Source organism: Polyangium jinanense (genome assembly GCF_028435265.1).
Taxonomy (GTDB): domain Bacteria; phylum Myxococcota_A; class Polyangia; order Polyangiales; family Polyangiaceae; genus Polyangium; species Polyangium jinanense.
This window is the reverse complement of record NZ_JAGTJK010000007.1, coordinates 286,323-312,010: the sequence shown is the minus strand read 5'-3', so window position 1 is coordinate 312,010 and position 25,688 is coordinate 286,323. Positions and strand designations below refer to the sequence as shown.

Annotated in this window: 21 protein-coding genes; 18 read left to right on the top strand and 3 right to left on the bottom strand. The window is 67.9% G+C overall.

Annotated elements, in window-relative coordinates; genetic code table 11:
- Positions 1–13: 13 nt before the first annotated feature.
- Positions 14–1,474 (top strand): vWA domain-containing protein, encoded by a 1,461-nt coding sequence (locus KEG38_RS17740; protein ID WP_272420857.1) that lies wholly within the window; start codon positions 14–16, stop codon positions 1,472–1,474.
- A 247-nt stretch (positions 1,475–1,721) separates the two neighbouring features.
- Here KEG38_RS17740 and KEG38_RS17735 read toward each other — a convergent pair whose 3' ends face one another.
- The gene (locus KEG38_RS17735) at positions 1,722–3,119 is read right to left on the bottom strand and encodes an aminopeptidase P family protein (RefSeq protein WP_272420856.1); all 1,398 of its coding nucleotides are present in this window, start codon (positions 3,117–3,119) and stop codon (positions 1,722–1,724) included.
- A gap of 62 nt (positions 3,120–3,181) precedes the next feature.
- On the opposite strand from KEG38_RS17735, the gene KEG38_RS17730 reads away from it, so the two are divergent.
- The 16 genes from KEG38_RS17730 (at position 3,182) to KEG38_RS17655 (ending at position 21,483) form a co-directional block, all read left to right on the top strand.
- Positions 3,182–3,619, top strand: coding sequence for a hypothetical protein (locus KEG38_RS17730; RefSeq protein ID WP_272420854.1), 438 nt, complete (start codon positions 3,182–3,184; stop codon positions 3,617–3,619).
- A 26-nt stretch (positions 3,620–3,645) separates the two neighbouring features.
- Positions 3,646–4,212, top strand: coding sequence for a hypothetical protein (locus KEG38_RS17725; protein WP_272420852.1), 567 nt, complete (start codon positions 3,646–3,648; stop codon positions 4,210–4,212).
- A gap of 17 nt (positions 4,213–4,229) precedes the next feature.
- Positions 4,230–4,754, top strand: a complete 525-nt coding sequence (locus KEG38_RS17720) for a hypothetical protein (protein ID WP_272420850.1) — start codon at positions 4,230–4,232, stop codon at positions 4,752–4,754.
- Between the two features lie 19 nt (positions 4,755–4,773).
- On the top strand, positions 4,774–5,355 hold the full coding sequence (locus KEG38_RS17715) for a hypothetical protein (RefSeq protein ID WP_272420848.1): 582 nt from the start codon (positions 4,774–4,776) through the stop codon (positions 5,353–5,355).
- A gap of 268 nt (positions 5,356–5,623) precedes the next feature.
- Positions 5,624–5,896: a hypothetical protein gene (locus tag KEG38_RS17710; RefSeq protein ID WP_272420846.1), complete on the top strand. Its 273-nt coding sequence runs from the start codon at positions 5,624–5,626 to the stop codon at positions 5,894–5,896.
- A 192-nt stretch (positions 5,897–6,088) separates the two neighbouring features.
- The gene (locus KEG38_RS17705; RefSeq protein ID WP_272420844.1) at positions 6,089–6,682 is read left to right on the top strand and encodes a hypothetical protein; all 594 of its coding nucleotides are present in this window, start codon (positions 6,089–6,091) and stop codon (positions 6,680–6,682) included.
- A 14-nt stretch (positions 6,683–6,696) separates the two neighbouring features.
- Positions 6,697–7,779 carry a hypothetical protein gene (locus KEG38_RS17700; protein ID WP_272420842.1) on the top strand — a complete coding sequence of 361 codons (1,083 nt, stop codon included), beginning with the start codon at positions 6,697–6,699 and terminating at the stop codon, positions 7,777–7,779.
- Positions 7,780–8,522: 743 nt separating this feature from the next.
- The gene (locus KEG38_RS17695) at positions 8,523–9,041 is read left to right on the top strand and encodes a hypothetical protein (protein WP_272420841.1); all 519 of its coding nucleotides are present in this window, start codon (positions 8,523–8,525) and stop codon (positions 9,039–9,041) included.
- A 253-nt stretch (positions 9,042–9,294) separates the two neighbouring features.
- A complete protein-coding gene (locus tag KEG38_RS17690; RefSeq protein ID WP_272420839.1) occupies positions 9,295–11,583 on the top strand; it encodes a bifunctional metallophosphatase/5'-nucleotidase in 2,289 nt (762 codons plus the stop codon).
- Positions 11,580–13,025 (top strand): hypothetical protein, encoded by a 1,446-nt coding sequence (locus tag KEG38_RS17685; protein WP_272420837.1) that lies wholly within the window; start codon positions 11,580–11,582, stop codon positions 13,023–13,025. Before KEG38_RS17690 ends, KEG38_RS17685 begins: the two co-directional genes overlap by 4 nt.
- A gap of 29 nt (positions 13,026–13,054) precedes the next feature.
- Positions 13,055–14,881, top strand: coding sequence for a hypothetical protein (locus tag KEG38_RS17680; protein ID WP_272420835.1), 1,827 nt, complete (start codon positions 13,055–13,057; stop codon positions 14,879–14,881).
- Between the two features lie 18 nt (positions 14,882–14,899).
- A complete protein-coding gene (locus KEG38_RS17675; protein ID WP_272420833.1) occupies positions 14,900–15,961 on the top strand; it encodes a hypothetical protein in 1,062 nt (353 codons plus the stop codon).
- 136 nt (positions 15,962–16,097) lie between these two features.
- Positions 16,098–16,739, top strand: a complete 642-nt coding sequence (locus tag KEG38_RS17670) for a hypothetical protein (protein ID WP_272420831.1) — start codon at positions 16,098–16,100, stop codon at positions 16,737–16,739.
- Positions 16,740–17,133: 394 nt separating this feature from the next.
- Positions 17,134–18,411, top strand: a complete 1,278-nt coding sequence (locus tag KEG38_RS17665) for an SPFH domain-containing protein (RefSeq protein WP_272420829.1) — start codon at positions 17,134–17,136, stop codon at positions 18,409–18,411.
- Positions 18,408–20,099, top strand: a complete 1,692-nt coding sequence (locus KEG38_RS17660; RefSeq protein ID WP_272420827.1) for a prolipoprotein diacylglyceryl transferase — start codon at positions 18,408–18,410, stop codon at positions 20,097–20,099. The genes KEG38_RS17665 and KEG38_RS17660 overlap by 4 nt, the downstream gene beginning before the upstream one ends.
- Positions 20,100–20,106: 7 nt before the next feature.
- On the top strand, positions 20,107–21,483 hold the full coding sequence (locus tag KEG38_RS17655) for a S28 family serine protease (RefSeq protein WP_272420826.1): 1,377 nt from the start codon (positions 20,107–20,109) through the stop codon (positions 21,481–21,483).
- Position 21,484: 1 nt separating this feature from the next.
- On the opposite strand, the gene KEG38_RS17650 is transcribed toward KEG38_RS17655, so the two are convergent.
- A complete protein-coding gene (locus KEG38_RS17650) occupies positions 21,485–22,813 on the bottom strand; it encodes a polysaccharide deacetylase family protein (RefSeq protein ID WP_272420824.1) in 1,329 nt (442 codons plus the stop codon).
- Between the two features lie 54 nt (positions 22,814–22,867).
- A complete protein-coding gene (locus KEG38_RS17645) occupies positions 22,868–24,487 on the bottom strand; it encodes a peptide chain release factor 3 (RefSeq protein ID WP_272420822.1) in 1,620 nt (539 codons plus the stop codon).
- Positions 24,488–24,713: 226 nt separating this feature from the next.
- Here KEG38_RS17645 and KEG38_RS17640 point away from each other — a divergent pair, with 226 nt between their 5' ends.
- A complete protein-coding gene (locus tag KEG38_RS17640; protein ID WP_272420820.1) occupies positions 24,714–25,667 on the top strand; it encodes an RpnC/YadD family protein in 954 nt (317 codons plus the stop codon).
- Positions 25,668–25,688 lie beyond the last annotated feature (21 nt).

The following is a 25,688-nucleotide window of genomic DNA, read 5'->3' as shown; positions in this document are numbered from 1 at the left end:
GCGAGGTCCCCCGATGAAGGTCCAAAGCGTCGCCCTCCTGAGCGCCCTCGGCATGCTGGTGTCCGGTTCGTCCGTGTACCTCCTCGCCCCCGCGTCCTCGGGCGCCACGACGCTCGGCACAGCCCCGGAAGCGCGTAGCGGCGACGTCGCGCCGGCGGCGACGACGCCGGAGGTCGCCTCGACGTTCAGCACGGGCACGACACTCCACATGGAGGGCCGGATCGGGCACACGCGGCTCGAACAGGGCGTGTTTCGAGGGACCTACGTGATGGTCGAGGTGCACGCCGACGGCGCCGAGGACGGCAAACGCGTCGCCGAGAACCACCTGGCGATCGTGATCGATCGCTCGGGTTCGATGAAGGGCGACAGGCTTCCCCGGGCGCTCGCCGCGGCGAACGCGGCCGTCGATCACCTCGAAGACGGCGACCGGGTCAGCGTGATCTCGTTCGACACGCGGCCCACGACCGACGTCGCGATGACCACGGTCAACCCCTCGACCCGCCAGGCGATCCGGTCCGCGATCCAGAACATTTCCCTCGGCGGCGACACATGCATCTCGTGCGGGATCCAGGCCGGCGTGGAGGAGCTTCGGAAGAGCGAAGGCGCGGCCGATCGGATGATCGTGCTCAGCGACGGCGACGCGACGGCCGGCGTGCGGGACGTGCCGGGCTTCGAATCGATCGCGCGATCGGCGCGGGACACCGGCATCGGCGTGAGCACGATCGGCGTGGGCACGTCGTACAACCAGAAGATCATGGGCGCGATCGCGCTGCACTCGGGCGGGCGCCACCACTTCATCGAGGACGCGGCCTCGCTCGAGCGTGTCTTCCTCGCCGAAGCCGACAAACTCCGCAAGACCGTCGCCGTCTCGGCCTCCGTGACCGTCAACCTCGCCTCAGGGATCACGCTGCGGCGAGTCTTCGATCGCTCGTTCACCCAGAATGGCTCGAGCATCACGGTGCCGCTCGGAAACTTCTCCGCAGGCGACACGAAGACGCTTCTGCTCGAGGTCGGCGTGCCTGCCGAAGCCGAAGGCATCACGCCCGTGGCCGACGTGCGCTTGCGCTTCGACGATCGGAAGGCAGGCGGGGAAGGTTCGTGCAGCGGCAAGCTCGACGTGCGCATCGGCGCAGACGGGGAAGCGGCATCAGAGCTCGATCCGATCATCGCGACGCGGATCGAGCGTACCCGGACGGCCGACACGCTCGACGCGGTGAACGATCTCCTGGAGCAAGGTCGCACCGAGGAGGCGGAGGCCAAGCTCGCGGAGCAGGAAAAGGCGCTGCGCGAGGTAACCGAGCGGGCAAGGCGCGCGGCGGGAGGGACCAAAGGCGAGGCGCTAGCCCAGGATCTGGCGGCGCAGGAAAGCACGATCTCCGGCGCGAAGAAGGACGTCGCGGCGAAGCCCAAGGGGATCGACAAGGCCCGCGCGCAGCGGAAGTACGTGGAGGCGGCGAATCCGTACCGAGAGTAGCCTCACCGCGCGGCGGCTGAGCATGGGTCTCATGTCGACGCCGCTGCGCTGGGGCGTTGCCCCAGGCCCCAGCAGGGGCTGTCCGCCCCTGCACCCGGACCAGCCAGGGGCTGGACCCAGGACGAAGAACTGCGCACCGCGCAGTTCTTCCCCAAATGGTCCAGGGCTTGCCCTGGTTCGGGTCGAGGGGCGAATAGCCCCCGCGGGGCCCGGGGCAGCGCCCCGGCGCGACGCCTCGCCATGAATCTCACGACCGCATCGCGGCTTCGACCTCGGACGCGTCCTTCGGGACGAGCGAGGTGAGCACTTCGGGCTCGCCGTCCGTGCAGAGCACGTCGTCCTCGATGCGGATGCCACGCACGTCGGCGTAACGCGCGAGCACGTCGCGGCGCAGATCGTCGCCGACGGCGCCGACGTACCGCGCGTCGCGAAGGATCGCGGGGACCTGGTAAAACCCGGGCTCGATGGTCACGGCCATGCCGGGCTCGAGGTCGCGATCGAGCCTTAGGTAGCAGTCGCCGAAGGCCTTCGAGCGCGTGCGGCCGGGCGCGTAGCCGGCGCGATCGCCGAGGTCTTCCATGTCGTGCACGTCGAGCCCGATGAGGTGGCCGATGCCGTGCGGGAAGAAGATCGCGGCCGCGCCGCGCTCGAGCAGACCGCTCGGTTCGCCGCGGAAGATCCCGAGGTGGCAGAGGCCTTCCACGATGATGCGCTTCGCGGTCTCGTGGACCTCGCGGTAGCGGACGCCTGGACGAACCTTGGCCACGGCGGCGCGCTGGGCTGCGAGCACGACGTCGTAGATCGCGCGTTGCGTGGGGGAAAACGTGCCCGAGACGGGCCAGGTGCGGGTGATGTCGCCGGCGAAGCCCTCGGGCGTCTCGCCGCCCACGTCGGCGAGCAGCAGATCGCCCGCGGCGAGCGTGCCGTGGTGGTGCTCGTTGTGCAGGACCTCGCCGTGGATTGTCACGATCGGGCCGTAGGCATCCTCGAAGCCCTCGCGGCGCAGCGAGCCGATCATCACGCCCGCCACCTCGGCCTCGGTGCCGCCCGGACGCGTCGCGCGCATGCCCGCGAGGTGCGCGCGTGCGCTCGCCTGACCTGCGGCGCGCAGCTGCTCGATCGCGGCCTCGTCGTGGCGCAGGCGCAGGCCGATCATCGCCTCGGCGAGCGCTTCGTCGGGGCTGCCCGCTTCGAGTTTGTCCCCGCTCGAGGCCGGGATCACGCGGACGAGCCGGGCCGAGAGCCACGCAGCGCTCCGCGCGTCTTCGGTCGGGAGCGTGGCCACGGGCGCGCCAAGATCACGCAGGACCGCGTCGACGTCCGCGAGCGCGCGGACCTCGTCGACGGCGTGCGCCGCGCGGAGCTCCTCGAACGACGGGCGGGGCCCGTGCCAGAGCGCGTCGCCGTCGGCTTCGGGCTCGACGAACAGGATCTGCCGGTCCCGCGTGACGAGCAGGGCCGCGCCGGGGATGTGCTCGCCGACGAGGTACAGGAAGTGGCTCTTGGCGCGGAACGGGTAGGTGTTCGCGCGGTACTGGCGCGCTGGCGGCAGACCGGCCGCGAGCAGCGCCGGGGTCGGCGAGCGCTCGGCGAGGGCGCGACGGCGGGCGACGAAGACCGAGGATGGGGTGCGCGGGGAGAGCATGGATCCGAGTATAGCCTCGCCTTGAAGCGGCCAGGGAAAACGGCTAGACACGCGCCGCCATCATGAAATTCCTGGCTTCCCTCGCTCTTTTCGCTTCGGCCCTCGCCCTCGGCTGCGCCTCGACGCAGCCGCCGACCGACGGCTCGGCCCCCACGGCCACGGTCCCCGTCGAGCCGGCGCCCACGGCCGCCACGACCGAGGTTCCTCCGCCTCCCGCGGACAAGCCCACCGAAACGGAGGCGCCCCCGCCCGTGGAAAAACCCGCGGGCAGGCTCGCGTTCCAGGCGTGCTCGGAGGAGTCGCGCAAGGCGGCGGGGTGTACCCGGGATCTGCGGCCCGTCTGCGGCGAGATGGATAACGGCATCCGCTGCATCAAGGCGCCCTGCCCCTCGACCACGCCGCGCACGTTCCCGAACGCGTGCACCGCCTGCGTCGAGCCGAAGGTGACCGGATACTGGCCCATGTCCTGCGAGGACATGAACAAGCCCACGGCGCCGTGAAAAAGGGCGACGAAGGAGGGGACATCGTGCGAAAAACAAGGGGACTCGGGCCCTTTCGGGGGTTCGTCACGGCGGCGCTCGCGGGGCTTTGCGTCGTGCTCGCCCCGCTCGGCGGGGGCTGCCAGAGCGACACGGCGTCGTATTGCGCGTCGCGCTGCGATTGCCAGGGTTGCAGCGAACGCGAGACCGAGGACTGCACGGACGACGTGGAGGACGCCGAGCGCCTCGCGGAGCACGACGGCTGCGCGGCCGAGTATTCGAATTTCATCACCTGTTACGTGGATGAAGGAACGTGCACCAATGGCGCCTTCATCACGTCGAGCTGCGCGGCCGCGGCGGATGCGCTCCGGGGTTGCTCGAACCGATCGGCGGCGTTCATCAAGACGGCCTGCCAGGAGGAGCGCGCGAAGCGTGAGTCCTGCGGGCTCAACGGGGGCGGCGCTTCCCCGTGCACGGGCGGAGACGAGTGCGCGGCGTACTGCGCGCTTTCGGCGAGCTGCGACGATCTCTCGAATCCGCAGCCGGATACACCCTACGTCAATTGCGTGGTCGCCTGCTCGAACTCGGGATCGAGCTCCGGCGGTGGTCCGTGAGGGGGAGGAGGATACCGATGGAAACGAAGAATCGGCCGCTCGCGAGGCTCGGCGCGTGGCTCGCCCTCGGCATGGGGTTCGTGTCGTTCGCCGGATCGGCGGGCGGCTGCAGCCCCGGGGCCTCGGACATCTGCGACATCAAGTGCGCGTGCGAGGGTTGCACCGAGGCCGAGCGCGACGATTGCATCGGCGACATCGAGAGCACGGTGACGCTGGCCGAGAGCAAGGGCTGCACGGATCAGTACGACGCGTGGCTCGTGTGCGTCGAAAAAGAGGCCGAGTGCCAGGACGGCGAGAAGTTCGCGTTCGACGGCTGCGACATCGAAGAGGACGCGCTCGCGGAGTGCGGCGGCGGCAATCAGTGCAGCGCCGCGGCGAAAAAGCTCTGCGACGAATGCAACTTCGTCTGCTCGGACCCGGACCCGAACAAATGCACGGGCAAATACGCGTGTGAATCGGCGTGCATCGTGAACGCGTCATGCGCGGAGATTGCGAGTCCGACGCCGGGCGGCGCGTTCGACATGTGCATGCAGGGGTGCTGAGGCGCCCAGGAAATCCGCCATGGGCTCTCTCTCCTTCGCCGCGCGGCTCGCCGGCCTCGCCGCCTCGATTGCGTCTTTGTGCCTCGGCTGCGGCGGCAAGGTCGTCATCGACCGCGAGGCTCCGCCCGACGATCCGCCCGATCTCACGCCGCCCCCGTGCGGCCGCGACCCGCTCGCCGCGCCCGCGCCCGGCGACGCCGTCGGGCTCCTCCGGTATGGGTTCGCCGCCCAGTGGCGGGGGATGGCGAAGACCCCGGCGGGGTGGGTTCCCTACGAAGAGTATCCCGTCGAAATCACGTTCGACACGCTCGGGCGGTACGAGGCGATGTGCCTGTTCGAGGCATGTACGGCCTTCTATTACGGGACGTCCCAGCCCGTCCCCGAGCAGACGTACGAGCTCGTCGGCCTCGTCGAAGACGGCACGGGCCTCGGCAAGATCCGCATTTCATTCGCAGGCACGTCGGGCAGCGTCGAGACGGGCGACCTCGCGGAGATTCGTCTGAGCGAGGACCTCGGGCAACTCGACTTTGCTTTTTTCCCGTCGTGGATTGGGAAGGACGTCGAGGCCGTCAGGTACGATCTGCGCTGTGTGACGGAGTGAGAGGGTGCGGGCGCGGGGCGGCGCGTTCGAGACGTATATGCAGGAGTGCTAGAAGCTGGACGGCGAGGTCGGGGCTCGCCGGACAGCCCGAAACAGTCCCCGCTCGTCGCAGCAAGCCATCTGGCGGACGGGCGTGATGAGGTGGCCCCTCAGGTCCTCACGACTCGCTATCGCTCACCTCGAGATTCAACGTCTTGATAAATTCCTTCTCCTGCTCTACGAGCCATCTTCTTCGCGCGTCCAGAAAAGCACGCTGCTCCGGCAGGGCATGAAGAGCCTCGTGCGGCATGCCGAATTCATCGGCAATCTTCGGATCCATTACGCCGAACTTGATGGCTCCACGAAGAATACGGCGCTGTTCCGCGCACGGAAGTACCTACGCTTGCGGCTGGGCAACGACCCCTTCGTTATCGTTCCGCCCGTGCCGCTCGTGGCGCTCGAACGCCGGGCGCTCCTCCAAAGGCTATTCAATTACGTGTATCCATTCGGGCACGTGTGGGCCGCGCTCATGGCCGGCGAAACACGCGCTGCGTTGACATGAGTTCGGTATTTCTGCTCCCATCCAGAAATGAGACGTCCGCGCTGGCGACCCCTCCTCTCCCTGGGCGTTCTCGGTTGCCTTTCGCTCTCGCTCATCCCGATTGGCTGCTCGTCAGCGAGGATCTACCGTTCTTCATTGCCCGATGACCGGCCGCGCGTCCCTGAAGCCACCGCAGAGCGCCTCAGGGAGTGTGTGGATGAGCTCAGCGGCACCATCGAGCCCGGATACTACACGCTCGACGCCTCGGTGAAGGTCGACCAGGAAGGGCGTGTCGTGGAGGTGCAGACGACGGGCCAGCCCAATCCGGAGGTCGGCGCTTGCATGCGGATCGCTCTGCGGGGGATGAGGCTGCCCGAAGATGTCCTCGCGAGGAGCAGCTTGCGAACGTCCGTCGCGGCGAACGGGCAGGCGATGCCGGATCGGGGGCCGATCGGGGAGGTCGTGACCATCGTGGTCGTCACGATCGTCTTCACCGAGGTCATCATCGAAGCCTTCGCGATCGCCGTCGGCGTGACGGTCACGGCGACGGTCGCGGCGGGGGCGGCGGAGGCGTTTGCGAAGAGGAAGAAGCCGAAGAAGAAGGACGAGCCGACGTGTGTGGACCATTATGAGGGGTGTATGGATGACGCCAGCATCGCCGACAGACTTGGGGACCATTGGAAGTCATCCCTCTGCAATGCGTGTCGAGTAACGTGCGAGGTCACGAAAGATTGGCCAGAAACCGTCCCCATGAGCTGGGGAATCGAATCCTGCAAATATGAAGGGCATGACAAATGGAACAACTAAAGCCCAAGAGAACCATGACCCCGGAGGAGCGTGTGTTCGTGCAGGCGCACAGCAAGCTCTTGATCAAGTCGCTACAGCGAACCCGCACCTTCGCCGAGGCCGCCCTTGACTTCCGTAAGCTCGAGGCCGAGTTCGTGGCGCGCGCAGGCGATGACGAATTTGATGTGCGCGAAACGAGACGGCGCATCGCTGAAACCATTTTGGACCTCGCCCATGACAAGCGTCCCCCCTTCGAGGTCTGCCGCGATGCCTGGAACGATCTGGTTCGCCTCGGCTTCTCGGGCATCGACCTCGAGTGCTCGATGTCCTGGTTTTACGCCGATTGCTGCGCATACGACGAGCGGCCCGACGAGGGGCTCGCGGTGCTCGAGCCGCTCCTCGCCAAGCTCGACAGTCTGCTCGAGGAAACGAAGGGGAGCGGGGTGGAGTATCCCGCGCGCCTTTACGAAAACGAGCTGGAGCGTCTGGGGAACCTCCGGGCCGCGCTCGAAGCCCAAAAACGGGGCGAGGTTGTCCCGTGGCTCGAGACCCGCCGCGAGGACGAGGCAGCCCCCCCGATGACGCCTGAAGAAGAGCAGGCCGACGAGCTTTACGACGAGTTCTGGAAAGCGCACCGCGCCGCTTACAAGACCTTCAGAGACTCGAAAAATCGGAGCTTCGCCGACATCTCGGCCGGTTACCGACGGGTCGAGGCGGAATTCGTGGCGCGCGCGGGCGAAGGCGAGGCGTTCGAGGATTGCGTTGGCGCTATCAAGGCAAGGACCGCCGAGGAGATCCTCAGGGCAGCTTGTGAGCTTCGCGCGCCCTTCCAGGCCTGCCGGGACGCCTGGGACGAGTTCGTCCGGGTAGGCCGAGACAAGAGCTGGATGTATCCAATGATGTACGTGGAGACTTGCCTCGAGAGCAACGAGCCCGAGGCGGCGCTCGCCGTGGTCGAGCCGTGGATCGCCGAGATCGAGCGCAAGCTCCAAGCGTGCAACGAACCCTTGCGGCCCCCGGGGGAAACCAGCGTGGAGCTCAATCGAAAGCTCAAAGAGCTCCACGAGCTCCGGGACAAGCTCATGGCCAAGCGAAGCGGCGGCGAGCCGTCGACTTGAGGATCGCGCAGCCCCCCCGATCGCGTCGTAGCCCTCGGCAACCCGTCCGAGGGGTTCGCTCCCCGTGCCTGAGCCCTCGGCAACCGTGCCCGAGCCTCCTCCCATCGCCTCCTCGCCCTCGGCAACCGCGTCCACGGGAGTCCCCATGACGACTTCGCCCGCGGCAACCGCGTCCACACGCTTCCCCATCGCCTGCGCACCCTTTGCTACCGCCTCCACGCGGATTCCCATCGCCTCCGCACCCTTGGCAACGCTGTCCGATCGGTTCCCCATCGCCTCCGCACCCTCGGCAACCGCCTCCACACCCTCGGCAACCGCCTCCACACCCTCGGCAACCGCCTCCACACCCTCGGCAACCGCCTCCACACCCTCGGCAACCGCCTCCACACCCTCGGCAACCGCGTCTTCGCCCTTTGCAACGGTGTCCGAGCGATCCCCATCGGGTGGTCGCCCTCGGCAACCGCGTCCTCACCCTCGGCAACCGCGTCCTCACCCTTGGCAACCGCGCCCGCGCGATTCCCCCCGGACCCCTGGACCTCCGTAACCGCGTCCGCGCGATTCCCCCTGGCCTCCTGGACCTCGCCAACCGCGTCCGCGCATTCCCCCCACCGCGTCCACGCCCCTGACGCGACACCGACACAGCAAATTTCCGTCGAATCGCAGCGCGCCCTCGGGCGTCTCAAGTCCGCCCTCACCCCAGTACGTCTCGCTCCTTCCATCGAGGTGCGGGCATGGAGGTTTTCATGAACGACACGATCGCTCCCTATATGGGCCCCAGCATCATCGACGTTTCGACGATTCGCCCGAAGCTCGTGGACCTTGCCAATGGCAAGCTCGCGGGCGCGCAGCGCGAGAAGGTTGGTTTTCCGGAGGTCTTCGACGAACTTTCGAAGGCCATCCCGCAGTACGGAGAGACCCTCGGCATTCACACCAGCATGTGGCAGAGGATCGTCGACAAGACAGCCACGCTCGACGAAATCCGGGCGCTCAAGAAGGATGTCCTCAAGCTCGCCGAAGTCCTCCAGGAGAGCGAGGTCTACTACGAGGACGCGCGCGAGGCCGACATCAGCCGCATCGGCGGATTCGTCGACGCCACCGCCCTGCACGGCGACCCGTCCGTACAGGCAGCCTTCAACAAGACCCTGGAGTACCGCTCCCGGTACGCGAAGAAGGCCGCCGATCAGCGCCGCAAGAACAAGCAAGCGCGCACCGAAACCGATCCCGCGCCCGCCACGGAAGCCAAGGCCCCGAGCCACGCCTGAGCGCTCCCCCGCCTCCTCGCCCGTTCGCAAGATCCAAACCGTCCCGTTTGTCAAGCGCTCCCGGGTGACGATTCCGTGACGTCCCCTCTTCGTCACGACGCACAGCGGCGCGGCTCGCGCCTGGCACCTCGAACCCCGCCGTTTTTCGCGGGCGTCCGGGCGAACCCTGGCTCGTGCCCTTCTATGGTGTGTTCACCTACCACGTTTTTCCCTTGAGCCACGCGGGGCATCCTGCCTAGGTTACGCCCGCTCGATGCGCTTCCGACGCTTCTTGGCTCCCCTCCTGGCCGCCCCCCTCGTCGCGACCTTGGCCCTGGGCTCGGGCTGTGAAGAGTCCGCGCCCACCCCACGCCTCAAGGGTCAGACCCACCTGACCCTGATCCACACCTCCGACATCCACTCGCGCCTCTATCCGTACAACCTCCAGCTCGGGCAGGTCGACTCCGGGCTCGGGCTCGGCGAGGCGCTCAGCATCGCCAACGTCGGCGGCGCTGCGCGGATCTCGCATATCGTCGGCAGGGAACGGGCGCGCGCCTCGCGTGTCCTCCACGTCGACGGCGGCGACTGCTTCCAGGGCGCGCCCGTCTTCAACTTCTTCTCCGGCGAAGCCGAGATACGCGCCCTCAGCGCCATGGGCGCCGACGCGATGCTCGTCGCGAACCACGAGTTCGATCGTGGCGCCCTGAACCTCGGCATCCAGCTCCAGAACTGGGCGAGCTTCCCCGTCCTCGCCGCCAATTACCTGCTCGAAGACCCCGCGCAGCCTGGTGCCTCGCCCCTCGGCGCCGTCCTCCAGCCCTACACCGTCTACCACCTCGACGGACTGCGCGTCGGCCTCATCGGCATGGGCAACCTGTCGAGCATGACCTCGATCTTCGACGCGCCGAACCGGCTCGGGATCACCCCGCTCAACACCGTCGAGGTCGCCCAGTTCTACACTGACCTGCTCCGCCCCATCGTCGACGTCGTCGTCTTCGTCACGCACCTCGGCCTCGAGGTCGACGAGCGCATGATCCAGAATACGACGGGCATCGATGTCGTGCTCGGCGGGCACAACCACATCGTGCTCCAGCCGCCGAAGCGCGTGCGGGATTGCTCGGCCAATTACGACGCCGAGGTGAACAGCTACTACATCGAGCTGAACGACCCGAACGCGGGCGGCGGCAAGATCCGCAGGTATTGCCGGCCGCGCGACGTCGTCCTCTCCCACTCCGGCGCGTTCGCGAAGTACGTGGGCCGGCTCGACCTCATCCTCTCCAACGACCCGGTCGATTTCCCCGGCGAGAACGGCGGCGAGTCCGAATACGACCCGGCGAACGGGTTCGAGGTCATCTCCAACGATTATAGGCTCTTCCCCGTCACCGAGGACGTGCCCGAGGATCCGCTCGTGCTCGCCACGCTCGAGCCGTATTCGCAGAGCCTCGACGCGCTGGCGAACCTCGACCTGCTCGTGGGGTATGCGCGGGACGGGTCGCGGCGGTTCTCCACGAGCGGCGGCGATTCTCCGCTCGGCAACATGATCTCCACCGCGATGTGGCTGCGCCTCGGCGTGCAGACCGATTTCTCGCTGACGAACACCACGGGCATCCGCGCCGATCTCGTGCCCGGGCCGGTGACCGTCGAGCAGATGTACAACATCTTCCCGTTCGACAACTCGATCTCGAAGATGCAGCTCTCGGGCGTCGAGGTGCAGGACCTCTTCGATTTCGTGGCGCGCAGGTCCGCGGGCCGCGGCTGCGTCTCGCAGGTGCAGATCGCGGGCGCCCGCATCGTGGTCGATTGCACGCAGCAGAAGACGCCCGACAGCCCGCCCGGCGTCGCGACGAACATCTACATCGGCGCGCGCAACCCCAAGGTCCCCTGCACGAGCGACGCGCAATGCCCCGACAAGGGCCTCGGGAGCTGCGACGTCGAGGGCGGCGTCTGCTGGCAGCCGTTCGACTCGCTCGCGAGCTACGAGCTCGCCACGTCGAACTACCTCGCGGCCGGCGGCAGCGGCTTCCGCGTCCTGCAGCGCAACACGACGCAATTCGACACGCAGATCCAGCAGCGCGACGCGCTCATCGATTACATCCGCGCCGGCGACCCCTGCACGATCCGGCCCCCCTGCCCCGCCGATCTGAACGGCAACGGCCAATCGGACGAGTGCTCCTCGCTCCTCGGGCTCGCCGCCACGTGTACGAACGACGGCGTGTGTGACCACGACGAGCCCATCGGCTGCGAGGTCGACGCCGATTGCGAGAAGCTCGACAAGGACTTCGTCTGCGCCTGCCCCGAGTCCGTCATCGAGGGCGACGTCTGCAGCTCCGACCCGGCGCGCCCCTGCTCGAGCGGGACGTGTGTGCTCCGCGCCTGCCGCAACGACATCGCGGCGTTCCAGCGGTCGGTCTGCGAGAATGCGCCGTCCGCCGCGATCGAGCGGGAATGCGAGCGGGAGCTCGCGCCCTGCCGAACGGCGGGCGAGACCTGCAAGTACCTCGCTTGCGTGGATCGTTACATCGGAAACTTCTCCGATGGTCGCATCCGGATGGTCGGGCAATGAAGTTTTTCACCGCTCCGCAGAGGGCATCTCTCGGCCTCGCTTCGCTCCTCGCGCTCGCCGCCTGCTCTGATCAGGTCCCGCTGCCGAGCGGCGCGTCGACGTTCCGCGTGGTGATCACGCAGGTGAACGGCGCGGACGCGCCCTCGGACGACACGCCGCTGCCTGCGAACCGCGGGGATCGCGAGGATACGTGGGCGTTCGAGATCGAAGCGCGCTCGCCTTATGGTGAGCCCGTCGATTTCAATGGCACCGTGCGGGTCAGCGTCGAGCCGGGCACCGTCCTCGGCGTCACGGGCGAGGGCGCGGCGGGCCGGAACATCAAGATGGTGGGCGGCAAAGCGAAGGGCGTCGCCACGGTGACGGCCGTGTATGGCCCGGCGCGGCTCTGGATCGACGATCTCGGGTATACGCCCGTGCCGCTCGGGGAGAAGCCCGCGTGTTCGAACGGCAAGGACGACGATGGCGACGTGCTCATCGATTTCCCCGCCGATCCCGGTTGCGCGTTCGCGGACGACGACAATGAGGACGTGGGCACGTTCGCGGCCGGCATCTCGCCGCCCGTGCATTACGAGCTCCCGCGCATCAGCGACATCCAGGGCCTCGGCGCGGCGACGCCGTTCCCGTACGAGGCCATCGAGATCAACACGCACCGGCCGAAGCCGCTCGTCGTGACGCGCGTGGCGAGCGACGGGTTTTACGTGACGGACCTGTCGGAAGCGGCGACGGGGTACAACCACATCTTCGCGTTCAATTTCTCCACGCCGCCGGGCATGCGCGTTTGCGACCGCGTGACGTTCCTGACGGGCACCGTGGTCGAGTTCTTCGGCTTCACGGAGCTCTCGTTCCCCTCGTACGTCGTGAGTTACCCGCTCGAGGGCGAGGAGACGTGTGAAGTGCCCGAGCCGACCGTGCTCGACGACGCCACGATCGGGAACGCGGACGCGATGGAAAAACTCGAATCCGGCCTCGTGCGGATCGAAGGGTTCCGTGTGGCCACGAAGTTCGGCCCGAAGCCCGTGGTCGACAACATTCCGGACGCGGATCACTCGAATTGTGACCTCAACGGCGACGGCCAGGTCGATTTCGAGAGCCAGGCCGAGGGCGCGTGTTCGGACGCCTGCGCCGCGGATGCCGAGTGTACCGAGTGGACCTCGTACTCGGCGCGCGGCAATTACAAGGTCTTCAAAGGGAACACGCAGATCCAGATCCAGACCGGCACCGCGGCGGGCTTCGATCCGACGGGGCACAAGGGCGAGACGCTCGACGCCGTCACGGGCACGCTCCGCAATTTCTCGGGAGGCTCGCTCAACTGGACCGTCGAGACGCGCTGCTCGGACGATCTCGTGTGCCAGACGCAGGGGTGCGTGAAAGCGACCGTGCCGTCCACGAAAGCCTGCGTACGCCTCCGGACCATCGACGACAACGATCAAGGCTCGAACTGAAGGACCCTCGATAGCTCATGCATTCCCGCATGCGACTCCGCAAGGCCGCCGGCGCTCCCCTGGCCCTGATCCCTGCCCTCCTCCTCGCGGCCGCCGGCGCGTCTGCCCAGCCGGTTCCGCCGACGGATCCGGCGGCACAGCCTGGCGGGACAACCCCCCAGCCCGCGGAGACGAACCCCGGCGGGACCACGCCTCCGCCGACGACCGAGGCGCCGCCGCCGCCCCCGCCCGCGCCTCCCGCCGCCGTCGAGACGCCGAAGCCTACGCCGCCCGCCGCGGTGCCCGTGCTCCTGGCCGAGCCGGGGCCGGTGAAGACGGTCGATAACAATCCGCCGTCCGTGCGTATCGGCGATTTCATGGATACGCGCCTGACGTGGGTCATGGGCGACGACGACGTGCTGCACCAGACGGGGCAGGCGCAGCCGCTCTCGCCGAACCTGTCGATCGGGGATCGGCGGACGTACCGGCTCTTCTTCGACAACCTGAATTCGCGTTTCGCCGGCCGCGAGAACCTGACGCACCTCGCGCTCTACAAGAAGATGCCTGGGTTCATCAAGGGCCTCGATACCGAGGCGTCGATGGTCCTGCGCTTCGACCTCGCCTCGCTCGCGCGCGCGACGAACAACCTCAATCAATCGCTCTACGACGCCGGCTCGTTCATCCGCGCCTTCTATCACACGGACGGCGACAAGAACGGCAAGCGTGGTATCTCGGTGACGCTCTGGCCGCTCGACACCGACCGCTTCCGCCTCGGCTACCTCTACGACATCTCCTGGGGCGGCACGAACCCGTTCATCAATCAATCGATCTTCCCGCGCGTGCAGGGCGGCGCCCCCGGCGGAAAGATCGAATACACGGGCGACAAGTGGAGCGTGTATTTCGGCCTGAAGACCGCCACGATCGTGCAGGTCGAGCAGACGCTGACGCCGGGCACGAGCGAGGTCGAGGAGATCCGCATCGGCCAGACGAACTACGGTGTGCTCGGCGGCGGCAGCGTCGACGTGAACGATTACCTCCACATCGACGTCGGCGGCGGCTTCTTCCAGCAGGGCAAGTTCGATCTGCCCGACGTCGCGGGGCAGAGCATTCACACGGCCGGCGCCTCGATGCGCATCCTGCTCCACGACAAGACCACGCCGGTGCCGCAGTCGATCGATTTCGCGCTGTACCGGAACGATCCGAACAAGCCGATGATCATCTTCAAGCCGGAGGTCTATAACCCCGGCAAGACGACGTGGTCGCTCGCGCTCGAAGGGACGAACCTCTGGCAACGCGTGAAGGACTTCGACGTCGCCGGCGGGACCACGTACCAGCAGGCACGGGCCGCGGCGGTGCAGGCGAACGTGAAGTCCGGCTTCTTGCGCGGCAGCTTCACGGCGATCTATCGCGACCTGCCGTACGTCCTGCGCAACCAGCCAAGCTACATTCCGTTCCAGTCGCTGCCGAACGACGCGGCGACCGCGAACGAGTTCTTCCTGGCCGTCGCCTCCGATTATCACATCCCGGCCCCGCGGCTCACGTTCGGGCTCGGCGCGGGCCTCCAGTTCCCGTCGACGTTCTCCACCTCCACGGTGGACCAGTCCGACGCCCCCATCTCGCGCACCGTCGTCGTGCGCGAGCAGGGCAACATCGCCATTCTGCCCGTCAACCAGGGCTCGGTGCCGATCTTCCAGGCGCGCGCGAGCCTGAGATGGGACCTCTCGTCCATCATGTCGGCGCTCCTGTGGCTCCAGTACGTGCGCGACAACAACGGCACGTACGTCGAGCGTGACCCGAGCGAGGGCACGCTGGCGCTCCGCACCTTCATCAGCCCGAACTTCCTCGGCTTCGGCGCCAGCGTCTCGGCGCGCTTCTGAGGCAACGAGGGCCATGCCGTGTCGCCCCGGCTGACCCTCCACCTCGACCGTCGCGATGCCGTCCACAGGCCCGGTGAGCTCATCACCGGGCGCGTGGAAATCGTTTGTCCCGAAAGCAAACGCTGCGACGAGCTCGTGGCCTCGCTCGATTGGGACGTCGAGAGCCGCGGCGAACCTTATGCCGTGCGCGGCGCGCCCCTCGTGCTCGCCGCGGGCCTCGCGCTCCCGGCCGACGAGCCGATGTTCGTGCCGTTCGAGATTCCCGCGCCGGCCGGCCCGCTCACGTACCACGGGCACATTCTCACGGTGAGCTGGACGTTGCGCGTCGAGGCGAAGCTCGGCTGGACGTCGCGCGAGCGCGTCGAGGCGCGCATTCTGCTCCTGCCGTGGACCGAGGAGGCGCGCGCGCTCACGGCGACGAGTTATCGAACGGCGCCGTCGCGCCATGCGCTCGTGTACAACCCCGGACCCTTGCCGGACGCTTCGCTCGGCAAGCGTGACGAACCGAAGACGCTCGAGCATCCCATCGTCGGCGTGGCGCTCGCGGCGGCGAGCGCGGCGCTGCTCGTCCTGCGCGCGGGGGCGTTCGCGCGGGTCTTCGCGTTGGTCCTGCTCGTCGGTGGGCTCTCGGCGCTCTTCGCGCATCTCCGGCGGCGCACGCTGCGCGAACGGCTCGGCCCGCCCGAGCTCGCGGTGCATCCGGAGATCGTGCGGGCGGGCGAGGTGATCACGGTGTCGGTCTCGTTCAAGCCGGGCCGGCCCGAGGTGCTGAAGGAGATCATCGTTTCGCTCGCGGCGCAGGAGGTCGTGGTGCGCCCGTCGAGCGAGCCGGACGAGCCGCGGCATTATCGTCATTCGCTGCACGGCGAGCGGCGCTCGGTCGATCGGGCGCGGCTGCGCTTGCCGCCGGGACACGTGACCGTGGTGCAGGAGATGTTTCGTATTCCGCTGCGCGCGCCGCCCTCGTTTGGCGCGCCGAACAACGAGCTGCGCTGGGAGGTCTCGGCGACCGTGCGCACGGCCGACCTCGTGTCGTGGAAGCAGACCCAGCGGATCCTCGTGCATCCGCCTGCGCCCTGAGCGGGCCTGAACGGCTCGGCCGTCGCCTGGCTGCTTTCCCCGCGACAACGGGAAAGACGAGTCTTATGTTCGGCCGCCAGGAGTCGGAGCCAGAACGATGAGATGCCAGAACTGCCGTCAGGATGCGCCCACCATCGTGCGAGGAGCTCGCGCGTATTGCACGGCCTGCGGCGCGCCTCGCTCGCTTCTGGAGGACACGCCCGTCAACGTCGCGGGCCAGCCGTCCAAGATCGGCGGCGGCGTGGCGAGCGTGGCCGGCTGGGTCATTCTGATCACGGGTCTCCTCCTGGCGGGTACGCTCGGGGGGCTGATCGGGCTCCTGAATGTGACGGTCGCGTGGATCGTCGGCGGGTTCCTGGGCGGCATGAGCGTGCTGTTCGGCCTCCTGTTCATCCTGGGCGGCCGCTTGCTCTGGAAGACGGGCAAGGAGCGCGAGCGCGGGGCGCACGAGCAGGCGGTCCTGGCGGTGGCGCGGCGGAATGCCGGATCGGTCACGCCGGCCGAGCTCGCGCGCGCCGTGAACATCACCGAGGCGGAGGCGGACGCCCGGCTCACGGAAATGGCGAAACGGCCGGATGGACGGGTCACGCTGGAGGTCGACGACGATGGGACGCTCCGGTATTACGTGAAGGACATGATGGGCGCGCGTATCGGCGCGCCGCGGGTTCGTGTGGGGACGGGGGCGCGGGTGCCTCCGCATTCGGCCGAGCAGGAGGCGCTCGCCGAGGCGGAGATGGGCGAGGAAGAGGCCCGCGCACGGGCCGAGCGGCGGCGTTAATCGAGCACAACGCCCCAGGAATCGACCTTTACGGCCTCGGGGATTGATCCTCGAAAGAACTGGTTTGGCCGGGCGTCGGGGCGGCGGTCTTTCACGTAGCGGGACCTCCGAAAGGCGACCGCAATGGGCAGGCCGCTCCGCCCACGCCTGGTGCCACGCCATTTTCGCAGTCCGGCCCGGAAGGGGCCGATACGGATTGCGTAGCTTTGCAAAAACGTGCGTGGGCTGGCCACCGACATGATTTTGACGCGGGGCGACGCGTAGCAAGAATCACGATCTCGGGAGGGGCTTGGCGCGCGGTAAAGGGTCTGATATTCGTGGATCGCCCGGGAAACGGAAGGGGGCGACGATGGGGAGGTTGGGGAGGCTTTGGGGGAGGTGCGGGGCGCTGGCCGTGACCGCGTTGCTCGCCGCGGGGTGCGGGGAGGAGGCGCCGCCTTATGATGCGCTTCCGCTGCGAGACGCGCTCCGCGCAGCGCCCGAAGTGATGGCGTCGCTGCCCAAGGAGACGCGACGCGAAGTGGCGCAGCGGCTGGAAGAGGCCGGGATCGGTCCCGTGGAGGAGCGGCTCGTGATCCCGCCGCGGGACATCACGACGATCGACGCGCTCGCGAGCGCCGCCGACGAGGAGCGCGAGGAGCAAGGAAAAGATGCGCTCGTGCTCGGCGCGATCGAGCGAGAGGGCGCGGAGCTCCACCTCGAAGCGCGTGAAGCCAAGGAGACCGGCGTCGCGAGCGAGGGGCCGCCGAAGATGCGGGGGCGCCCGGGGAACGTGACCGCGGCGCTCGAAGAGGCGGCGCTCGAAGGGCGCGCGGGGCGCTGGGTGCAAGACCTCGCGAAACGTTCGGAGGCGAAGGAGATCGTGCGGACCACGGGTCTGCCGATGGGCGCCTGGGCCTTCGAGGACAAGGTCTACGTGAATGCGTCGTGGCTCGTCGCGCTCGCGGCACTGGAGGAGGAGGGCGCGCAGGTCGTGCCCGTCCCCGCGGTCGTGCCGATGCCGGAGTGGCCGGGATCGAAGCCTTTGTCGGTCGATTTCAATCCGTACAAGCTGCCCGACAGCCTGGAGGAGTGCTCGCTGCAGGTGCAGACGACGTGCGGCTGCGCGGCGAGCGGGACGTGTGATCACGACGTGACGGATCCGACGTTCTCCGACGCGAATGCGGAGTGCACGTGGGTGAACCAGGCGGAGGCGAACGCGGCGGCGCTCTGCGTGCTCGCGCTGATGAACATCGATGGGGTGCGGGCGTGCGTGGAGTCGGGCGGATCGATCTGCGCGGCGCTGCCGGTGACGACGCGGGACGACGCGCTCGCGTTCCTGGCGAGCGAGAGCTGCATGAGCTTGCTCCAGCAATGCCTCTCGGACGGGAGCCTCTCGGGCGAGCCGTCGGGCGGCAGTAGCTCGTCGAGCTGCGGGGGTTGCTCGGGCGACTCGTGCGGCGGTTGCAACGACGATTGTTCGAAGTGCAACGACAATTGCTCGAAGTGCAATGACAATTGCTCGGATTGCAACCAGAACTGCAAGGACTGCAACAACAACTGCAAGGGCAGCCAGTGCGCCGTCGCGCGGCGGCCCGGGCGGTCGCCCCTGCCCGCGCCGGTCGGGACAGCGTTCTGGCTCGCGCTCCCCGTCGCGTATCTGTATCTCCTTTCGCGTCGGAGGCGGCCATGAGAACCCTCATCGTGGCTTGGCTCGAGCGCAACGGGCTGCCCGGGTGGCTCGCGCCCGATTACATGGTGATGGTCGGGCTCGCAGCGCTGCTCGGCGCGGTTGCAACGCAAAAACTGTCGCGGCGCGACGGGGCCGACGCGGGACTCGAAGGGCGGGCGCTCGTCGCGGCCTATGCCGGGGCGCTCGCGGGGGGTTACGTCTTCGAATGGCTGCGGGCCGTGCCGGAGGCGATCGCCGCGGGATCCCTGAATCCGCTGCTCCACGCGGGACGCGCGGCGTATGGCGGGCTCTTGATGGGGGCGCTCGCGGCGGCCTGGGTGCTGCGCCGCGGGGGCGCGAAGGCGCTGCCTTTTTTGGATCGAGCGGTTCCGCTTTGCGGGATCTCGTACGGGTTCGTACGAACGGGCTGTTTCCTCGCCGGGTGTGATTACGGCAAACCGACGGCGGGGCTGTTCGGGGTGCGTTTCCCGGCGGAAAGCCCGGCGGCGCTCGATCACGCGTCGCTCGGCTGGGTGCCGCACGGCGCGCCGAGCCTGCCCGTGCACCCGACGCAGCTCTACGAGGCCGCGGTGGGGCTCGTGGCGGGCGCGATCGCCTCGCTATGGCTGCTCGGGCCGCGGCGCGACGGGCGGGCGTTCGGGACGTGGATCGCGCTTTATGCGACGGGGCGGTTTTTCGTGGAAATGCTGCGCGGCGACGCGTCGCGCGGGACGTACGGGCCCTTGAGCTCGGCGCAGGTCGTGTCGATCGTGTTGCTCTTCGCGGTGGGCGCGGCGGTTCTGCTCGCCCGAAAGGGCCCGCGGTTGTCCCTGGCGTCGGCGATGCTGGCAGCGGCGGCGCTCGTCGTGCCGGAGGAGGCCGCGGCGCAACCGGCGAAGGCGGGACAAACCACGCAGGCGCCGGCGGGGCAGACGCCCAAGCAGCCGGCGGGACAAACCAGCGCCCCGCCGCCGCCCGCGCAGCAGGCGCAGCCGTCTCCGCCGCCGCAGGGCTCGGCGTATCCCTATCCGTATCCGCCGCCGCCGCAGGGCGCTGCGCCGTATCCGTACCCCTACCCGTATCCGCCGCCGCCGCAGGGCGCCGCGCCTTATCCGTACCCGTATCCGTACCCCTACCCGTATCCGCCGCCTCCGCAGGGCGCCACGCCGCCGAAGGCGGGCGTGAAGTCGGTGCCGGCCGAGGAGCTTCCGCCGGAGGAGAAGCCCGCGGATCCGCAGAAGGATTACAACAAGCTCCGTTTCGGGATCGGCCTCGCGGGCGGAGGGTATTTCGCGCCGGGCAGGTTCGCCGTGAAGGACGGCGCGCTCGTGGATCTCGAAGCGACGTACCGCATCTCGACAGGGCCCCGGCAGCGCTTCGAGGTCGGCCTCGAAGGGCGCTTCGTGGGGACGAGCGATGCGGCGCAATGGGGCATCGGCGTGCCGATCCGGTTCGTGACGGGGCTCGGCAGGTACTCGGAGATCGAGTTCACGGCCCTGCCGTTTTATTCGCGCGTGGTGTTCGACTCGGCCTATTTCGAGCCCGCGAACGGGTTCGGCGCGCGATTCCAGCTCGGCTTCGGCTTCCCGCTCACCTCGCATTTCGCCATCGGATTCACCCCGCTCGGCTTCGGGATCATGGGGTCGGGCAGTGTCAACACGCTCTTCACGTACGAGCCGCGGTTCTGGGTGAAGGTCGCGCCGCTCTGAGGGAACGATGATGTCTCGAAGGATGCGGGGCGCGCTTTGCCTCGTCGCCCCGCTCGCCCTTGGCTTTCTGCCCGCCTGCTCGGACGAACCCACGCGTCCGCCGCCGGAGGTCGATATTTTCGACCGGCTCGCGGCCATCCCCGGAATGGTGGTGACGGAGGAGAACTCGGGGGCCGAAGGATATCGTTACTTCGTGATGGAGTACGAGCAGCCGGCGGATCACGGCGCGGCAGGCGGGTCGGTCTTCCGGCAGCGCTTGCTCCTGCACCACAGGGACGCGGCCGCGCCGTTCGTGCTCGGCACGTCGGGGTACAACGTCAGTCCGACGCGACAAAGGATCCGGGAGCCGGCCATGTTGCTCGGCGCGAATCAGCTCTACGTGGAGCAACGGTTCTTCGCGCCCTCGCGGCCGGAGCCGGCCGACTGGTCGCTGCTCACGATCGAACAAGCCGCGGCGGATCACCACCGCATCGCCCTTGCGTTGAAGCCGATCTACACGGGCAAATGGATCTCGTCCGGCGGGAGCAAGGGCGGGATGACGTCCGTGTATCATCGGCGGTTTTTCCCCGACGACGTGGACGGGACGGTCGCGTACGTGGCGCCGCACAGCTTCGGCACGGCGGATGCGCGGTACCTCGATTTCGTGGGGTCGCTCGGGAGCTCGACCTGCAAGGACGCGCTGCGGTATTTCCAGCGGGAGGTGCTCGTGCGGCGCGAGGCGATGCTCGCGCGGATCGACGCGCAGGCCGCGGAGAACGGGCTCGGTTACGAGCTGCTCGGGCGGGAGAAGGCGCTCGAGGTGGCCACACTGCAGCTCATCTTCACGTTCTGGCAGTATTACGACGAGAGCGTTTGTCCCGACATGAGCATCGTGCCGACGGACGACGATGTGTGGACGTTCCTCGACGAGATCGCCTCGCCGAGCCTCTGGTCGGACGAGGAGTTCCTCACGTACGAGCCTTATTACTGGCAAGCCGCCACGGAGCTCGGGTATCCGGCGGTCACGGAATCGAACGTCGCGGATCTGCTACAGTTCCCCGGGATCGACGTGCCGGAGACGTATCTCACGCCGGGCAAGACGCCGGTGTTCGATGCGTCGGCGATGCAGGACATTTCCACCTGGATCTCGGCGGAGGGGGAACGGCTCCTTTTCGTGTACGGGGAGACCGATCCTTACACGGCGGCGGCCTTCGAGCTCGGGAGTGCGAAGGATAGCTACTGGTTCCTCGCGCCTGGGAAAAACCATTCCGCGTCGATCGTCGATCTGATGGAGCCGGACCGCGCGAAAGCGCTCGATGCGCTGGAAGCGTGGACGGGCGTCACGCCGGTCCTGCCGCCGGAGACGGCGTTCCGGGTGCGGAGGACGCGGCGCGATCCCGATTGATTCACCAGACGTTCGTGGCGTCGGTCATGTTGATGTAGATGACCGGGCCCTCGTGCTTCGAGGCGAGGAACTGGTCGACGTACGTGAAGAACGCGTCGAGGCGCTCGAACTCGTTCGGGGAGTAATACTGCGTGGTCGCGGGGTGGAAGCCCGTCGAGACCTGCGTGGGCGCGGTGAGCGCGCCTCCGCTCCAGTTCGCGTCGAAGATGTTTTCCATTTCCTCCACGGCCCAGTAATCGACCATGCAGCCATTGTCCGGGACCTCGAGCAGGCCGAGCTCGGGGCCCTTGCCGCCGGCGACGATGCTGTCCTCGGTCGGACGATACGGCTGGCTCGTGTCGCCGATCGGCGCCCATTGCGTTTTGTTGAACTCGTAGATGTCGTAGCCGATCCACTCCTCCATGAGCTTCCAGTTGTTCGCGGAGGAGTCGACCAAAAAGCCCGTATCGACGAGGGCCTGCGCGACGTGCGTCTCCAGCGTCCACGCGCCGGCGCGGAAGGAGGTGGGCTTGCCGAAGCCGACCTGCTCCCAGATCTCGTTGGCCTTGCCGAAGAGCGTTTTCCATTCCTCGCGGCTGTAGGCCCCGAGGCGCACGGTGTAACCGGTGGGGTCCCCGGCCGGATCGGCGACGGATGGCGAAGTTTTACAAGCCACACCCGCCGCCTCGACGAAGTTGCAATATGGATGGATGTGGAGGCCGATCTCGTCGCCGTACGTGCTGCGCATGCCCTGGGCCCAGCTCACGAGGTCGTCGCGGCGCTGCTGGGGAATGGCCGGATCCGTGAAGGTGTACGGGCCGATGAGGTGCGTGATCTTGAGCTCGGGGTGCGCCGTGTGAAGCTCGGTGTGGTGGTCGAGGACGCGGTCGTCGACGTCCGAAAAATCCCAGTCGGTCGAGATGACCATGTAGAGGGCGTGGCCCTTGACGAATTCCGCGCGAAAAAAGGCGTCCTTCGAGCCACGCACGGAGAGCATGAAGGAATGGTTGCCAATCGGGAGGTCGAGCGTCCCGATCTCGCCCTCCGACTGGTTGCCGTTGAAGACGAGCGGAACCGGCTCCGCGGCGCCGTCGATCCAGGCGTCGATGTCGACGATGTCCTTGGGGGCCGTGACGTTGATCTGAAAGGCCTTCGTGGGCACCGTGAGGCCGTCACCGGCGAGGACGTAGCGCGGGACGCCGGTCACGGTGAACGCAGGGTCGTTCTCGGCCGGCGGCTCCGGCCGGACCGGGGCAATGGTCGGGGGCGTTTCCGCGTCCGGGCCGCAAGCCGGCGCCACGAGGAGGGAGAGGGCCGTGAGGAGAAGGAAAGAGGGAGATCGAAGGCGCATGATCCCTTGTATCATGCGCCGGTCGCGCCCCGAAGGGCGTCCTGAGACGCGCGCTCAGTCCGCCGTGGGCAATTTGAGCGCGCCCGCGCCGAGCTCGACGAAGCGGGTCTTGGGGAAGGCCTTCGCGCAGGTCTCGAGCTGCCAGTCGCCCTTGAAAAGGACGACGGGCTGGCCATGCACGTCGAGCGCGCCATAGCCGTAGAGCTGCGATTCGAGCTCCGCGAGGGGCACGGGCTCGCCCTCGACCCAGCGCGCGATGTTCCACGAGAGGCGCTCGATACGGACGTCCGCGCCGTATTCGTTGAGGAGGCGGTGCTTGACGACGTCGAACTGGAGCTCGCCGACGGCGCCGAGAATGGACTCGCCCTCGCGGCCCTCCGGTGGCCGGAAGAGCTGCACGCTGCCCTCCTGCGCGAGCTGCTCGAGGCCCTTCTTGAGCTGCTTGCGTTTCATCGGATCGACCATCACCACGCGGCCGAAATGCTCGGGCGGGAACTGCGGGAGCGGCGCATATTTGACGTTCGCGCCGTCCGTGAGGGTGTCGCCGATGAGGAAGATGCCCGGATCGAAGACGCCGATGATGTCGCCCGCGAATCCGTCGTCGACGACGGTGCGCTCCTGCGCGAGGAATTGCACGGGGTTCGTGAGGCGAATGTCGCGATCGAGCCGGACGTGGCGGACCTTCATGCCGCGCTCGTACTGGCCCGAGCAGACGCGGACGAACGCAATGCGGTCGCGATGGGCGCGATCCATGTTCGCCTGGATCTTGAAGACGAACGCGGTGAATCGCTCGTCGTCGGGGGTGATCGCGCCCTTGTCGCTCGCGCGAGGGGCCGGCTGCGGCATCATCTCCACGAAGGAATCGAGGAGCTGCGGGAGGCCGAAATTCGTCAATGCGCTGCCGAAGAACATCGGCGTGACTTCGCCACGCGCGAGCTTGCCCGTGTCGAGGGCGTCGCCGGCCGCCTCAAGGAGCTCGACGTCGTCGCGGAGCTGCTTGACGCCCTCCTCTTCCACGGCCTGCTCGAGCTCGGGCGCATAGAGGTCGTGGGCCTGCATGGGCGCCATCTCGGCGCCGTGGGCGACCTGCTGAAAGAGGAACACCTGCCGGAGGAGGCGGTGGTAGACGCCCTTGAACTGGCCACGGACGGTGATGGGCCAGGTGATCGGGTAGACGCCGATGCCGAGGACCTCCTCGACTTCACCGATGAGCTCGAACGGATCGCGGCCGGGCCGGTCCATCTTGTTGACGAAGCTGAAGATGGGCATCGAGCGGAGCTTGCAGACGCGGAAAAGCTTCTTCGTCTGCGCCTCGACGCCCTTGGCCGAGTCGAGGAGCATGATGGCCGCGTCGGTGGCCATGAGCGCGCGGTAGGTGTCCTCGCTGAAGTCGGCGTGGCCCGGGGTGTCGACGAGCGAGAGCAGGCGGCCCTTGTAAGGGAACTGCAGGACGCTCGACTGGATGGAGATGCCGCGCTCGCGCTCCATCTCCAGGTAGTCGCTGACGGCGTGCGCGCGCGCGCGCTTGGCCTTGACGGCGCCCGCGAGCTGGATGGCCCCGCCGTAGAGCAGGAGCTTCTCGGTGAGCGTGGTCTTGCCCGCGTCGGGGTGGGAGATGATGGCGAAGGTCTTGCGGCGAGCGATCTCGCGCTGGAGGAGTTGAGGGTCGGACACGGCGGCGCGCGCACCTTAGCACCGGTTCCGCCCCGGGCTACGCTCGCGAAGAGCCACGGCCGAGGCCGAGGGGTCGCTTGGGCGCGCCTGGCGGGCGCCTGGCGAAAAACGGCGGCACCACCCCCGGAGGGCCGAAGTTCGCAGGGATTGCAGGGGCTTTGTCCTGGCACGAGGATCGCTCTCGGCCCCGCGCGTGCAAGCGACCGAGCGAGGAGCGGGGCGAGTCTTGGCGGGGGACGACATCGATCTGATCCTCCGGCACGTGTCGCGGAAGCTGCCCCACGCGGTCGCGCGGGCGCTGCTCGATTGCGAGGGGCCCATCGAGCCTTTGGAATGGGTCGATACGCAGGTGACGTCACGACAGCGGCGGCTCGATCGCGCGCTGCTCGTGAAGGCAGCCGAGGGAAAACGGCTGCTGCACGTGGAATGGGCGCGGACCATGACACGGGACGTGTCGTGGCGGATGTTCGAATACAACACCCTGACGGCGCTCGCGCTGGGGGACGAGGCGCGCGCGCGGCGCGGGACGAACCCGGACGAGAGGCCGCCGCGCATCGAGAGCGTACTCGTGCTCCTGGCCGGCCGCGACGAACCCTGGCCCGAGCAAGGCGTGTACCGAACCTCGCCGGACGATCGGCCGTTTTCCGGGGTCTCGTTCCGCGTGGAGCCGGTCTACCAGCGGACCGTGGCCGAGCTCGTACGACGAGCAACCGAACAAGGAAGTCCGTTCTGGTTGATCTTCGCGCCCCTGACGCGGGATGTGGACGCGGACAAACTCGCGCAGGTCATGGAGATTTTGCGCGCGCAGTGCTCCGCCTCGGAGCTCGAGGAACTCTGCGCAGCCATGAGCGTCCTCGCGGAGACAAACGATCGTGTGAAAGGGCTTGGGGATGTGGTAGCTTCTGTGGGGTCCGGGAGGTTGGTCATGCAAAACTGGATCTTCAGAGAAGGGCGTAAGGAAGGGCGCAAAGAGGGACGCAAGGAAGGGCGTCTCCAGGGACGTCTCGAAACACTCGCCCACCAGTTCGAACGGCGCCTCGGGCGCCCGTTGACCACGCCGGAACGACAAACCCTGGCCGACCGGCTCGCCAAACTCGGCGCGATTCGCGTCGGGGACGTCGTGCTCGATCGATCGCCGGACGAGCTCGCACGCTGGCTCGCGCCGCGGAACGAGGGGTAACCCGCGACGAAGCGCGCGCGG